The sequence below is a fragment of the Microbacterium sp. B24 genome, from assembly GCF_000333415.1.
Lineage (GTDB): Bacteria > Actinomycetota > Actinomycetes > Actinomycetales > Microbacteriaceae > Microbacterium.
In genome coordinates, this window is sequence record NZ_BADB01000417.1 from 1 (window position 1) to 13,767 (window position 13,767).

Here is a 13,767-nt window from a genome sequence, read left to right on the forward strand (position 1 = left end):
GCTTCAGGGCCCCGACCAGCAGAAGAAAGCGGGAGTGCTCTCCGGCGGTGAGCGCAATCGCCTGAACCTGGCGCTCACCCTGAAGGAGGGCGGAAACCTGCTGCTGCTCGACGAGCCCACCAACGACCTCGATGTCGAGACGCTGAGCTCGCTGGAGAACGCCCTCTTGGAGTTCCCCGGATGTGCGGTGGTGATCACCCACGACCGGTGGTTCCTCGACCGCATCGCGACCCACATCCTCGCCTACGAGGGCACCGACGAGCACCCCGACAAGTGGTACTGGTTCGAGGGCAACTTCGAGGCGTACGAGGCCAACAAGATCGAGCGCCTCGGGCCCGACGCCGCCAACCCGCACCGATCGACCCACCGCAAGCTCACCCGTGACTGAACGACTGCACGTGCCCATCCATTTGCGATGGGGAGACCTGGACGCGTTCAACCACGTCAACAACGCGACGATGTTGAAGCTGCTCGAAGAAGCGCGCGTGCGGGTGTTCTGGACGCCGGTCTTCGGCGACGAAGCGCCCGACACCGCGGTGATCGACGCGGGCACCGATGCCGGCGTGCTGACGCTCATCGCACATCAGGAGATCGAGTACCTCGCGCCGGTGCCGTACCGGCGCGAGCCGCTCGACGTGCAGATGTGGTTCGGAAAACTCGGAGGATCGAGCATCGAGGTCTGCTACGAGGTTTACAGTCCACGAAGCGACGACCACCGCACGCTCTACGCGAAGGCATCCTCTTCCGTCGTGCTGGTCGATGCTCACACCTTCCGGCCGGTGCGACTCACCGACACGATGCGTGACGCGTGGGGCCCCTACCTCGGCGAACCCGTCTCGTTCCGGCGCCGCTGAGCGGGCGACGACGGCCCGCGTCAGGGGACGCGGACCATGATCTCCTGCCCGACAGATGCGACGAGCTCGCCCGCGCGGGTGAAGATCCGCCCCGATGAGAGTCCTCGCCCTGCGCGGGCGCTGGGCGAGTTCTGCACGTACAAGAGCCACTCGTCGACGCGCACGGGCCGGTGCCACCACATCGCGTGGTCGAGGCTGGCGACTTTGAGTCCGGGCTGCGACCACGGGATGCCGTGTCCACGCAGCACCGGCTCCTGGATGGTCAAATCGCTCATGTACGCCAGCACGGCGCGGTGCAGGGCGGCATCGTCTCCGAGGGGCCGCTTCGCTCGCATCCAGACGTTCTGGGCGGCAACGTGGGCACCCTCCACCGCATCGTAGATCGCACCCTCGGCATGCACGACTTCGATCGGATTGCGATCCAGGAGGCGCTGCGACAGCGGATGTCGCCGCGTTGTCTCCCACCGCGCCAGGGCCTCCTCGGGGCTGAGGACGTCCTCGGGCATACGGCTCTGATGGTCGAGGCCGTCATCCTCCTGTTCGAACGAGGCGATCATCGAGAAGATCGGCACCCCGTCCTGGTATACCTGCGTACGGCGTGTGGAGAAGGAACGGCCGTCGTGGATGCGGTCGACGGACAGCGTCACGCCCCGCATTGCGTCGCCGGGGCGCAGGAAGTAGCCGTGCATGGAATGCGGAACGCGGTCGTCGCCGGTCGTCCTGTCCGCCGCGATGATGGCTTGAGCCAGCACCTGGCCGCCGAAGATGCGGCCCGACGGCATCGGATGGGAGATCCCGGTGAAGATGTCTTCAGTGGTCCGCGCATCGCCGGAGGAGATATCCAGGACCTCCAGCATTTCGGCGACCGGATCGCTTTCGCCCTGCATTCCCGTTCCCACACGCTCTCCGTCCGTGGTGCATACAGCTTGATAGTTTAGGTCGGATGTCCGCACAGCTGTTGTTCCCCGATCCGTCGGCGGCGTCCGACGTCCTCACCTTCGCCGACCGTGCCGCGCGACTCGGCGATGGAGCCGTGCGCTTGCGCGCTGTGCAGGGGACGCTCGGGGTGACATCGGCGCCGCTTGCGCCCCAGACGCTCCTGGAGTCGACCCCCACCGTTCTCGGGATGCGGTTCGTGCGCGTGGACCCCGAACTCGAGTGCGACCTCGTCGTGGATGCCGCGTCGCTCACGATCGGCGACGATGAGCGCTCGGTCCTTCTGCCCGACTCCGCCGTCTCGGCACCGTGGGCCGGTGTGTCGCCGCCCCGGGGCGGCTGGACGCAGGCGAGCGGCATCGATGCCGCCACTCTCGCATCGCGCGCCCAGTGGGGGATCGCAGCCGTGGCCGAAGCGGTGCCTGCGTCCGCCGGCGAAGATGTGGTGCGTCTCGTGCGCGCCCAGGTATGGGGAGAGCCCGACGCCGAGCTCGCGGATCTTCCCCGGGGAGTCGCGTTCGCCGCCTTCGCTCTGGGCTTCGTCGCCGGCGCCGAGACGGCTGCCGTGCGCCGCAGCGGCCCGTGGACGCGGATCACCCTGCAGCGAGGTCACGTGCTGACGAGGACGCGAGTGCACACGGGGCTGACGGAGGTCCGAGCCACGGGCGCCCTCTGAGACGGGCCGGGGCCCGCGTTCGGCGGCGACGGATCAGCCGGCCGCGGCCCGTCCGGCAATGCGCCCGGAGAAGAGGCATCCGCCGACGAAGGTGCCCTCCAGAGCTCGGTAGCCGTGCACACCGCCACCTCCGAAGCCGGCCGCCTCACCCGCGGCGAACAGGCCGGGGATCACTGTGCCTCGTTCGTCCAATGCCCGCGCGGACAGGTCGGTCTCGATACCTCCGAGGGACTTCCGCGTGAGGATGTGCAGCTTGACCGCGATGAGCGGCCCGTTCGCCGGGTCGAGAATCGCATGCGGCGCCGCCGTGCGGATGAGACGGTCCCCGCGGAACGCGCGCGCCGACCTGAGCATCGCGATCTGCGCATCCTTCGTGAAGTCGTTGGTGATCTCGCGGTCGCGCGCCTCGATCTCACGGCGCACGAGCTGGGGATCCAGCAGCTCGCCTCCCGGGAGCGCCTGCATACCGTCGATCAACTCGTCCAACGAACGCCGGACGACGAAGTCCGCGCCCTGATCCATGAAGGCCTGGACGGGCCCCGCGGCCCCCTTGCCCAGGCGCGATCGCAACAGCAGTCGTACGTCCTTGCCGGTGAGATCGGGATTCTGCTCGCTTCCGGAGAGCGTGAACTCCTTCTCGATGATCTTCTGCGACAGCACGAACCAGGAATGGTCATGGCCGGTGCGTCGCAGGTGCGCGAGTGTCCCGAGAGTGTCGAAGCCCGGGTACAGGGGCACCGGCAGTCGTGCACCAATCGCATCGAGCCACACGGACGACGGGCCGGGGAGGATCCGGATGCCGTGGTTCGGCCAGATCGGGTTCCAGTTCTGGATGCCTTCGACGTAGTGCCACATGCGATCCCCGTTGATGAGGTGCGCTCCCGCCGCCCGAGCGACCGGCTGCATGGACCCGTCGACGTACGCGGGAACGCCCGTGATCATCTGGGTCGGGGGCGTGCCCAATCGCGCCGGCCACTGCGCGCGGACGAGCTCGTGGTTGCCGCCGATGCCCCCCGAGCACACGATCGTCGCGCTCGCGCGGATCTCGAAGGAGCCGGCGACCTCTCGTGACGTCTGCTCTCCTCGCGCGGCCGCCGAGGGGACGAGCACCTCGCCGTGCGCGCCCGTGACAGCGTCCGCGTCGGTCAGCAGCGCGGTGACGCGGTGACGGGGGAGTACGGTGATGCGACCGGAGGCCTCTGCGGCCTCCACCTCGGCCTGAAACGGGGCGACCAGCCCTGGGCCCGTTCCCCACGTGATGTGGAACCGAGGCACCGAGTTTCCCGGACCCGTCGCGTTGTAGCCGCCGCGCTCGGCCCAGCCGACGACGGGGAAGAACCCGACTCCTTTCCCGCGCAGCCACGCCCGCTTCTCTCCATGTGCGAAGTCGAGGTAGGCATCGGCCCATCGGCGGGGCCAATGATCTTCGTCGCGGTCGAACTGCGCCGTCGAGAACCAGTCCTGACGCGCGAGTTCCAGCGAGTCGGAGATACCGAGTCGTCGCTGCTCCGGCGAATCGACGAAGAACAAGCCGCCGAACGACCAGAACGCCTGGCCGCCGAGGTTGCATCGTGGTTCCTGATCGACGATGATCACTCGACGCCCGGCCGCTGCGGCCTCCGTGGCGGCAACGAGCCCGGCGAGCCCCCATCCGATCACGAGGATGTCCGTCTCGTGAAGCTGCGTCTTCGCCAAGGTCGACTCCTTCGTCGTGATCTCGGTGCCCGGGACGGGCGTCAGTTGGTCTGGTCCGAGGAACGGACCGCCAGCGAGGATGCCGTCGCTGGCCGTTCCGGGCCGATTCCGGTGGGCTCGAATGTGTTCACCATGGCATGCGCGGCGCGCTGGAGATAGTCCCAGAGCGTGGCCTCGTGCAGCGGCGACAACTCCAGCTCGTCGACGGCGCGGCGCATGTGGAGCAACCACCGATCACGAGCATCCGGATTCACGTGGAACGGCACATGCCGCATACGCAGACGAGGATGTCCGCGTCGCTCGCTGTAGGTCGTCGGTCCGCCCCAATACTGCTCGAGAAAGAGGGTCAGCCGCTCGGCGGCCGGGCCGAGGTCTTCCTCGGGGTACATCGGCTTGAGCACGTCGTCGGCCGCCACACCGCGGTAGAACGCGTCCACCAGGCGCACGAAGGTCTCGTGCCCGCCGACCTGTGCATAGAACGTCTCTGCGTCGTCGCTCACGCGTCCCCCTCATCGGTCCTCTTCGGCGCGGGTGTCTTCGGTGGCGGCGTCGCGCCGGATGGGGGCGTCGCGACCTCCACCTCGCCGTCGACCGCGGGCGCCTGAGTCGCTCGGCCGCCGCGCTTGGGCTTCCAGATGCCTTTTCCGTCGGCGGTCGCGACGGGTGTCGGTCGGGTACGCGGCGGATTGGCACCGCGCACGCGCTGGGCGCCCTCGAGGCCGGCCAGCATGACGGTGTTCATGGAGGGGAGCGTGACGCCCAACTCGTCCATCGCGCGCTTCAGGCGCATTCTCAGCTCGCGGGCGACATCATCCTTCGCGTTCGCGCGGGTCTTCATCACGAGGCGGATGACGAGGGCATCGCCGGTGATCGACTCCAGGCCCCAGACCTCGGGCTGCTCGATCACGCGGGTGCGCCACTTCGGATCCTTCGCGAGGTTCTTCGCCGTGGCGAGCATCGTCTTCTCGACCTGCTCGATGTCGACGTCGACCGGCAGAGCGAGGTCGATGATCACGCGAGACCATCCCTGGGACATGTTGCCGATGCGGGTGATCTCGCCGTTGCGCACGTACCAGAGGGTTCCGTTGACATCGCGAACGTGCGTGATGCGGACGCTGACGTACTCGACGATGCCGGTGGCCAGCCCGAGATCGACCACGTCGCCGATGCCGACCTGGTCCTCGGCGACGATGAAGATGCCGTTGAGCACGTCCTTGACGATGTTCTGCGCGCCGAAACCGAGACCGGCACCGATGGCTGCCGACAGTAGCGCGAAGGAGCCGAGCGCACTGGGCGCGAGGACGTTGAAGATCAGCAGAATCGCGATGGTGACGATCGCGACGTTGACGATGTTCTGCAGGATCGAACCGAGCGTGCGCGTGCGCTGCACGAGCCGCATGGCCGCGAGGGGCGAGCGCTCCAACGCCTGCGTGTCGTCGACGTTCGCCTTGCTCTTGGCTCCCGAGACGATGCGGTTGACGATCCTCCGGATGACCAGGCGCAGTACCCACGAGACGACGAATGCGCCGGCGATGATGCCGGTGATCGTGAGGAGGTTCACCCCGGCCTCGCCGAGCCAGGTCAGGATCGCCGTCCATATCCCCGGGTCGATCACGGGGGCCGTCGCTCCACCGCCGGAATCAGAGAAGTACCTCATCGTGTCGATCCTAACGAGGCTGGCTTTGCCCGCTCTGGGAAGCCACGGGGGAGTCGTCGGTCCACCCGCCCCGATGGGCCAGAATGACAGCCTGGATGCGATCTCGCGCGCCGAGCTTGGCGAGCACGCGGCCGACGTGAGTCTTCACGGTCGTCTCACTGAGAAAGAGCTCTCTCGCGATCTCTGCGTTCGTCAGACCCCGCGCCACCGCGAGGAAGACCTCCTTCTCCCGCGGCGTGAGCCCGCCCACCCGCGCCTCGATCGCCGACCGCTCGGCACCATCCGCCGCGGGCGCCGCCGGCGCCCCGAGTCCCTGCCGACGCAGCACTTCACGGGTGACCCGCGGCGCCAGTACGGCATCGCCTGCGGCGACGGCGCGGATGGCCGCGACCAGCGCGCTGCGCTCGACGTCCTTCAGCAGAAAGCCGCTGGCCCCGGCATCCAGGGCGCCGAAGGCATACTCGTCGAGATCGAACGTGGTGAGCACCAGCACCCGCGCCTGCGGCACCGCGGCGATCACGCGCGCCGTCGCCGCCACACCGTCGAGTCGCGGCATGCGAACATCCATCAGCACGACGTCCGGTCGGAGCGCTGTGCACATGGCGACGGCATCGGCGCCGTCGACCGCCTCGCCCACCACGGCGATGTCCGCCTCGGCGTCCAGTACCAGGCCGAAACCCAGCCGGATGAGCTGCTGGTCGTCGGCGATGACGACACGAATCGGGTCGGTCATGACAGCATCCGCTCCGCCGACGCGGGCACGGTAAGCCGCACATGCCACCGCCCGTCCGGACGCCGGCCCACCTCCGCGACGCCGCCCACCTGTGCGGCTCGTTCCTGCAGACCGCGAATGCCGTAGCCTCCGCGGGACGCGCGCCCTTCGACGCCGTCGTTGACGACCTCAGCGACCACCTCGCTCGTCGTCGTCGAGATGGTGACGGTCACCTCCTGCGCCGTTGGCGCGTGTCGGATGACGTTGGTCAACCCCTCCTGCACCACCCGCGCGACAGCCAGACGCACGGAGAGATCCGCGATCTCGCCACCGGTCGTCCGCAGCACGACGGGGATGCCCGCGCTTCGTGCGGCTGCGACGGCGTCGCGCACGGTGTCGCCGTCCAGCGGTGCCAGCGGTGCTCCATCGGCGTCGCCGCCGCGCAGCACACCCAGCATGGCCCGCATCTGATCGAGCGCGCCGCGGCCGGTCGTCGCGATCTGGCCCGTCGCCGCACGGGCGCGCGCCGCATCCTCCGTGGCCGTGGCGCCCTCGGCCAACGCGACCATCACCGTGAGCGAGTGCGCCACGACATCGTGCATCTCGCGGGCGATGCGCGCACGCTCGGCTGCGGCGGCGTGCTCCGCGTGCTGCGCGCGTTCGGCCCACAACTGACGGGAAGTCTCCATCAGCGCCGCGACGTAACGTGCGCGGTTGCCGATGTTCACGCCCACGAGGCACCCGAGCAGGAGGCCCACCGCAAGAGCGGCGCACCCGTTGACCGCCGTCGACCACGGCAACACCCCGAGCAGGACGGCGGTGCCCGCAGCCATCGTCGCCGCACCGATCGCGATGCCCGAGGCGATCCAAGCGGCCGACGAGCCCGCATACACCGCGACGGCGTACACGGCGACGGCCGTCGTGCCCGACCCCACCCCCGAACCGGACGACACGGCGAGCAGGGCTCCCAGCGCCGCAAGCGAGAACGGCACCAGTGGGCGGCGGCGGCGCCAGAGCATCGCGACGCACGCCAGCGTGAGCACCACGACGACGACGGGACGCACGCCCGTCCACAGTCGATCGTCGCCGGCGAGATCGTCCCGTCCGGGAGCGGGGAACGTCACCAGCGCGGTGACGAGGACGACGATGATGTCCGTCACGCGTGGATGTCGTGCCCAGAAGCGGCGGATCACGCCCGGCGGACGCGGAAGCCGCAGCTCGCCGGACGCGGGGTCGAGCGAGCTGCGGCTCAGAGCGGTCATCTCTTCCAGCTCAGGTGTCCCGACTGCGCAGGCTCGCCCACGCTCCCAGCAGCAGCGCAGCGGGCCACGCGGCGAGGGTCACCAGGCCGCGCATCACGTCCTCGCCGCCGGCGGTGGTGGCGGACTGCGCACCCGACATGGGCAGGTACGCGCTGGCATCCACGATCCACTTCCAGCCTTCGCCGGCGAAGGAGAACATGCTGAGGACGATGGGCAGCACGAACAGCACCCCCACCGTGGCCGCGATCGCACCGGCGCCGTTGCGCACGATGAAGCCGAAGCCGAGGCCGATCAGGGCGAACATCGCCATGGCGAACACACCCGCCAGCAGCGGGAACCAGGACAGCGTGGGATCCGACCAGTCGATCGCCGTCTTGAGGATCGGTGCCGTCGTCAGCACGGCGATCGCGTAGGTCACCGCGGTCGTCAGGGCCAGGACGACCGCCACGACGAGGGCCTTCGCGACCAGCACGGCGCCACGACGCGGCTCTGCCGTCAGAGTCGAGCGGATCATCCCCGTGGAGTACTCCCCGGTGATGGCGATCGCTCCCAGGATGCCGGCGACGAGCATCGTGAACTGCATCGGCATGACGATGACCATCACCGGCGCGAACCCCGCGTCGAAGTCACGCAGGGCCGAGGCCATCAGCAACGAGATGCCCACCGAGAGCGCGACGGTGATCGCGAGAGACCACCAGGTCGAGCGCAGCGACAGCAGTTTGAGCCACTCGCTGCGAACGACGCGGGCGAACGTGAGGTGGTAGGGCGAGGCCGCGGCACGTGTCTGCGCAGCGGACGATGCCGTCGGGGCGGTCGCGGTGGTCATGCGATCTCCTTCGTCTTGTACTGCACGGAGCCCTCGGTGAGCGCCATGTATGCCTCTTCGAGCGACCCGGTCCGTGGGGTGAGCTCGTGCAGGGGGATGCCGCGATCCGCGGCGAGGTCGCCGATGGCGCGAGCGCTGACACCCGCGACCAGCAGGGATCCGTCCCCGGCGTCGGTGACCGTGACGTCCGGCGACGCGAGCACGCCGACGAGGTCGGCCGCTCGAGGGGTGCGAACGAGCACCTCGTTGCGTGTCCATGCCCGCACCAGCTCGGGAAGCGGCGCGTCGGCGAGCACGCGGCCACGGCCCAGGACGATCACGTGGTCGGCGGTCTGCGACATCTCGCTCATCAGGTGGCTCGACAGCAGCACGGTACGGCCCTCACCGGCGAGGTGACGGACGAGCTGTCGCACCCATCGCACGCCTTCGGGGTCGAGGCCGTTGACCGGCTCGTCGAGAATCAGCGTCTGCGGGTCGCCGAGAAGTGCCGCCGCGATGCCGAGCCGCTGTCCCATGCCCAGCGAGAACTTTCCCGCTCGCTTGCCGGCGACCGCCTCGAGACCCGTCAGGGCGATCACCTCGTCGACGCGGGAATTCGGGATGCCGTGGGTCGCGGCCATCGCACGCAGGTGTCCTCGCGCCGAACGTCCGGTGTGCACGGCTTTCGCGTCGAGGAGCACGCCGACTTCGGTGAGCGGCGAGCGGCTCCGCGCGTAGCGGTGTCCGCCCACGCTGACGCTGCCGGACGAGGGGGCGTCCAGCCCGACGATCATTCGCATCGTCGTCGACTTTCCCGCGCCGTTGGGGCCGAGGAAGCCGGTCACCTGCCCGGGTCGCACCGCGAACGAGACGTCGTCGACAGCGGTGGTGCTTCCGTATCTCTTGGTGAGGTTCTCCGCAACAATCATGCTTCGACGCTACGGCGACGGAGGTCGGCACCACATCCTGCGGGAGGATGAGATCAGCGACATCAGATGTCGTCCTCGCGGACGATCACCCGCGATCCCGTCGTCGTCAGGATGGAACTTGACGACAGGGGACACAGGATGATCGAGACAGGTGTGGGCGCTCTCGCCCTTGCGGGCTTCGCCGCGCTGCTCGCGTGGTGGGCACGCAGTGCTCACACGGGCAGTCTTCCGCGCAACGCGTTGCTCGGCTATCGCAGTCGCCTGACGCTCCACGATGCAGAGGCCTGGCGGGTCGTCAACCGCGCGACATCCGCGTCGGTCTACGTCGCCGCCGCAGGGACGGCCTTCGGCGCGGTGCTCTCGATCGTTCTCGCCCCGACGGTGGGCCCCGACGCGGCGGCCGCCGCACTCGGGACGGCAGTCGTCTGGGCTCTCGTGTGGATCATCGTGGGGTTCTTTCCCGCGCGTCGGGCCTCGCGCGAATATACGCGCGCGGCCCGACGCCCGCGGTGACGCCTCAGCGGTCGGCGTCGCGCTCCTGCACGGCGAGGGCGCGCTCGACACCGGCGAGATTCTCGTTGACGAGTCGGCGAAGGGCCGCCGGCGCGTCGGCGTGGGCGGCGAGCCACTGGCGGGTCGCGTCGCGCAGTGCGAGAGAAGCCAGTGGCGCGGGATACAGCCCCGTAATCAGGTAGTTCGCGATCTGGTAGGTCCGCGACTCCCAGACCGGCAGCAGCATGTCGAAGTACGGCTGGACGAAAGACTCCAGCGCCGCGACGCCGGCCGGGTGCACGAATCCGAGAGCGGCCGAGCGCACGACGGTGTTCGGCAGATCGGCGCTATCGACGAGCGACGCCCACGCCGCGCGCTTGGCGTCGACCGTGGGCAGGGCCGCCTTCGCCTGCGCTGCGAACTCTCCACCCTTGGCCGTGTTGTCCGCAGCCAGCGCCGCATCGATCTGCTCGGCGGAGACGACGCCGCCTGCTGCCAGCGACACCAGCAACGCCCACGAGAGGTCGGCGTCGATCTCGAGTCCCGGCAGCGTCAGCTCGCCGTCGCGCAGGATGCGCACCGTCTCCCACTGGGCGGGAGTCGCCGCCGCCGAGGCGAAGGCGGTGACGAACTGCAGCTGGCTGTCGCTGCCCGCCTCGGCATCCTGAGCCAGTTCCCACAGGCCGTCGGCGACGCGTACCCGCGCGGCCTCGCGCTTGTCGGGCGCGACGTAGGCGTTCGCGGCGAGCTGCAGTTGTGCAAGAGTCGTGCGTACCGTCGTCGACTCGGTCTCGGCGCCGATGTTGCGCAGCACCAGGTCGATGTAGTCGGATGCCGACGCTTCGGCATCCCGCGTCTGGTCCCAGGCCGCACCCCACACGAGCGAGCGCGCCAGCGGGTCGCTGATGCCGGCGAGGTGGTCGATCGCGGTGGTGAGCGATCTCGCATCGAGACGGATCTTCGCGTAGGCGAGGTCGTCGTCGTTCAACAGGATGAGGTCGGGCTGACGTTCACCGACGAGCTCGGGCACCTCGGTGAGGTCGCCGTCGACATCCAGTTCGATGTGGCGCGTGCGCACGAGCGCTCCGCCCTCGAGCGCATAGAAGCCGACGCCGAGGCGGTGCGGACGGATCGTGGGGTAGTCGGCCGGCGCGGTCTGCACGATGGCGAACCGCGAGATGACGCCGTCATCGCTTACGCGAAGCTCCGGCGCCAGCGTGTTGACGCCCGCGGTCTCGAGCCACTTCTGCGACCAGCCGGACAGGTCGCGGCCGCTCGTCGCCTCGAGCTCGACCAGCAGGTCGGACAGCTCGGTGTTGCCGAACGCGTGTTTCTGGAAGTACTGACCGACACCCGCGAAGAAGGCGTCGATGCCCACCCACGCCGCCAGCTGCTTGAGCACGGATCCACCCTTGGCGTAGGTGATGCCGTCGAAGTTGACCTGGACGTCTTCGAGGTCGTTGATCGTGGCGACGACCGGATGCGTGGAGGGAAGTTGATCCTGGCGGTAGGCCCAGGTCTTCTCCATCGCGTTGAAAGTCGTCCATGCCTCGGTCCACTCGGTCGCCTCGGCCGTGGCGATAGTCGACGCCCACTCGGCGAACGACTCGTTGAGCCAGAGGTCGTTCCACCACTTCATGGTCACGAGGTCGCCGAACCACATGTGGGCGAGTTCGTGCAGGATCGTGACGACGCGGCGCTCCTTGACGGCGTCGGTCACCTTGCTGCGGAAGACGTAGGTTTCGGTGAACGTCACTGCACCGGCGTTCTCCATCGCCCCCGCGTTGAACTCGGGGACGAAGAGCTGGTCGTACTTGGCGAACGGGTAGGGGACGCCGAACTTCTCCTCGTAGTACGCGAATCCCTGGCGGGTCTTGTCGAAGATGTACTCGGCGTCGAGGTGCTGCCAGAGGCTCTTGCGGCCGTAGACACCGAGCGGAACAACGGCGCCCGAGGCGCTGGTCAGCTCGCTGAAGGTCGCCTCGTACGGGCCGGCGACGATCGCCGTGATGTAGGAAGAGATCCGCGGGGTGGGCTCGAACGCCCAGATCGCGGCGCCACCGTCGCCGGGCACCGGCTCGGGCGTGGGGGAGTTGGAGATGACCTTCCAGGCGGCGGGGGCCGTGACGGTGAAGCGGAACGTCGCCTTCAGATCGGGCTGCTCGAACACGGCGAAGACGCGGCGGGAGTCGGGAACCTCGAACTGAGAGTAGAGATAGACCTCGCCGTCGACCGGGTCGACGAAGCGGTGCAGGCCTTCGCCCGTGTTGGTGTACAGGCAGTCGGCGTCGACGATGAGCTCGTTCTGCGCACGCAGACCCTCCAGCGCGATGCGGGAGTCGGCGAAGGCGGACACCTCCACGGCGTCACCGTTCAGGGTGATCTCACGCACATCGCGGGCGATGAGGTCGATGAAGGTCGAGGCCCCCTCGGTGGCGCCGAAGCGCACGACCGTGCGTGAGCCGAACACCTCCGGGCCACGAGTGAGGTCGAGCGCGATGTCGTACGACTGCGTCTCGACGATGGCGCGGCGCTCCTGCGCCTCGATGCGGGTGAGGTTCTCTCCAGGCACTGCGGTACTCCCGTGGGTGAGGGGTGTGGTCTGAACCATCCGGCACTGCTGGCGCCGACGGCAACCCGACCAGCCTACGCGGTCGCCGTTTCGCGCTGCACGTGGGTGCGGGCGTGTGCGATAGCGGAGGGCAGATCGGCGAACAGGTGGTTGTGGTGACGGAGAGCCGCCAGCACGCCCACCGAACGGAACAGCTCTTCGTGTCGGGGCTGCACCCCCTTGATCAGCACCGTGATGCCGCGACGCTCCAGCGCCTGCGTGAGCTCGCCGAGCATGTGCGCCCCGGTCGCATCGACCAGTTCGAGCTGACTCATCCGCATGATGACGACCGAGACGTCTCGAATCGCGTCGACCTCGGCCGACACCCGGTCGGCCGAGGTGAACGACAGCGGTCCGTCGAAGCGCAGGATCGCGATGCGCTCGTCACCGGGCTGCGTGTGTCCACGCACGTCTTCTCGCCGCACCTGTGACGCTTGCGACATGCCGCGCAGCGCGAAGAATCCGGCGAAGGCGACTCCGATGACGACCGCGACGATCAGATCGAACGAGACGGTGATGACGGCCGTGGCGACGAACGCCACGGCATCCGCGCGCGTGGAGCGCAGAATGGCCCGTACGGTGTCCACGTGCACCATCCGGACCGCGGTGACCATCAGCACGCCCGCCAGGGCGGCGAGAGGGATCTGCCCGACGGGGCCGGCGGCCGCGAGCACGACCAGGAGCAGGACGACGGCATGCGTCACCGCGGCGAGGCGGCTGCGGGCGCCGGAGCGGACGTTCACGGCAGTGCGCGCGATCGCTCCGGTCGCGGGCATTCCACCGAACAGCGATGAACCGATCGATGCGAGCCCCTGCCCGACGAGCTCGCGGTCGGGGTCGTACGTGCCCGTGTCCCCGAGGCTCGCCGCGACGCGGGCGGACAGGAGCGATTCGATCGCGGCCAGGGCCGCAACCGTCGCCGCGGGAGCGGCCAGAGCCGTGAGGCTCGAAAGATCGATCGCCGGCACAGCGGGAGCGGGCAGCGTGCCGGGGAGGGCGCCGATCCGCGCCAGCGGAGCGCCGACGACGAGCGCCGCGGCGGCGACGACGACGATGCCGACCAGAGAACCGGGAACGCCGCGGTGCAACCGAGGGGCGCTCCACATGCAGACAACGACCATGCCGACGGCTCCCAGCG

The 13,767-nt window shown here is 69.0% G+C and carries 14 protein-coding genes; 4 read left to right on the forward strand and 10 right to left on the reverse strand.

What is annotated here, in order from left to right; genetic code table 11:
* A partial coding sequence (locus tag I5I_RS12350) for an ATP-binding cassette domain-containing protein (RefSeq protein WP_036320079.1) occupies positions 1-388 on the forward strand: 388 nt, incomplete at its 5' end.
* Complete coding sequence (locus tag I5I_RS12355) at positions 381-854, forward strand: acyl-CoA thioesterase (protein WP_036320082.1); 474 nt, start codon at positions 381-383, stop codon at positions 852-854. The genes I5I_RS12350 and I5I_RS12355, both read left to right, overlap by 8 nt.
* A 20-nt stretch (positions 855-874) precedes the next feature.
* On the opposite strand, the gene I5I_RS12360 is transcribed toward I5I_RS12355, so the two are convergent.
* A complete protein-coding gene (locus I5I_RS12360; protein WP_036320085.1) occupies positions 875-1,741 on the reverse strand; it encodes an acyl-CoA thioesterase in 867 nt (288 codons plus the stop codon).
* Between the two features lie 56 nt (positions 1,742-1,797).
* Between I5I_RS12360 and I5I_RS12365 the strand changes: the two genes are divergently transcribed.
* Complete coding sequence (locus tag I5I_RS12365) at positions 1,798-2,466, forward strand: hypothetical protein (RefSeq protein ID WP_036320088.1); 669 nt, start codon at positions 1,798-1,800, stop codon at positions 2,464-2,466.
* Positions 2,467-2,499: 33 nt separating this feature from the next.
* Here the strand turns inward: I5I_RS12365 and I5I_RS12370 are convergent, their stop codons facing one another.
* The 7 genes from I5I_RS12370 to I5I_RS12400 are packed head-to-tail and all read right to left on the reverse strand — an operon-like array spanning position 2,500 to position 9,526.
* Positions 2,500-4,161 carry an FAD-binding dehydrogenase gene (locus I5I_RS12370; RefSeq protein WP_036320091.1) on the reverse strand — a complete coding sequence of 554 codons (1,662 nt, stop codon included), beginning with the start codon at positions 4,159-4,161 and terminating at the stop codon, positions 2,500-2,502.
* Between the two features lie 41 nt (positions 4,162-4,202).
* Positions 4,203-4,661 (reverse strand): globin, encoded by a 459-nt coding sequence (locus I5I_RS12375; protein ID WP_036320094.1) that lies wholly within the window; start codon positions 4,659-4,661, stop codon positions 4,203-4,205.
* Positions 4,658-5,818: a mechanosensitive ion channel family protein gene (locus I5I_RS12380; RefSeq protein WP_036320098.1), complete on the reverse strand. Its 1,161-nt coding sequence runs from the start codon at positions 5,816-5,818 to the stop codon at positions 4,658-4,660. Before I5I_RS12380 ends, I5I_RS12375 begins: the two co-directional genes overlap by 4 nt.
* Before the next feature lie 10 nt (positions 5,819-5,828).
* On the reverse strand, positions 5,829-6,551 hold the full coding sequence (locus tag I5I_RS12385) for a response regulator (protein ID WP_036320102.1): 723 nt from the start codon (positions 6,549-6,551) through the stop codon (positions 5,829-5,831).
* Positions 6,548-7,792: a sensor histidine kinase gene (locus I5I_RS12390; RefSeq protein ID WP_051039614.1), complete on the reverse strand. Its 1,245-nt coding sequence runs from the start codon at positions 7,790-7,792 to the stop codon at positions 6,548-6,550. Before I5I_RS12390 ends, I5I_RS12385 begins: the two co-directional genes overlap by 4 nt.
* Before the next feature lie 10 nt (positions 7,793-7,802).
* Positions 7,803-8,618: an ABC transporter permease gene (locus I5I_RS12395; protein ID WP_036320104.1), complete on the reverse strand. Its 816-nt coding sequence runs from the start codon at positions 8,616-8,618 to the stop codon at positions 7,803-7,805.
* A complete protein-coding gene (locus I5I_RS12400) occupies positions 8,615-9,526 on the reverse strand; it encodes an ABC transporter ATP-binding protein (protein WP_036320105.1) in 912 nt (303 codons plus the stop codon). The genes I5I_RS12395 and I5I_RS12400 overlap by 4 nt, the downstream gene beginning before the upstream one ends.
* A 138-nt stretch (positions 9,527-9,664) precedes the next feature.
* On the opposite strand from I5I_RS12400, the gene I5I_RS12405 reads away from it, so the two are divergent.
* A complete protein-coding gene (locus I5I_RS12405) occupies positions 9,665-10,039 on the forward strand; it encodes an SdpI family protein (RefSeq protein ID WP_167487143.1) in 375 nt (124 codons plus the stop codon).
* 4 nt (positions 10,040-10,043) lie between these two features.
* Here I5I_RS12405 and pepN read toward each other — a convergent pair whose 3' ends face one another.
* The gene (gene pepN / locus I5I_RS12410) at positions 10,044-12,590 is read right to left on the reverse strand and encodes an aminopeptidase N (protein ID WP_036320110.1); all 2,547 of its coding nucleotides are present in this window, start codon (positions 12,588-12,590) and stop codon (positions 10,044-10,046) included.
* A gap of 74 nt (positions 12,591-12,664) precedes the next feature.
* On the reverse strand, positions 12,665-13,767 hold a 1,103-nt coding region (locus tag I5I_RS12415), incomplete at its 5' end, for a SulP family inorganic anion transporter (RefSeq protein WP_036320114.1).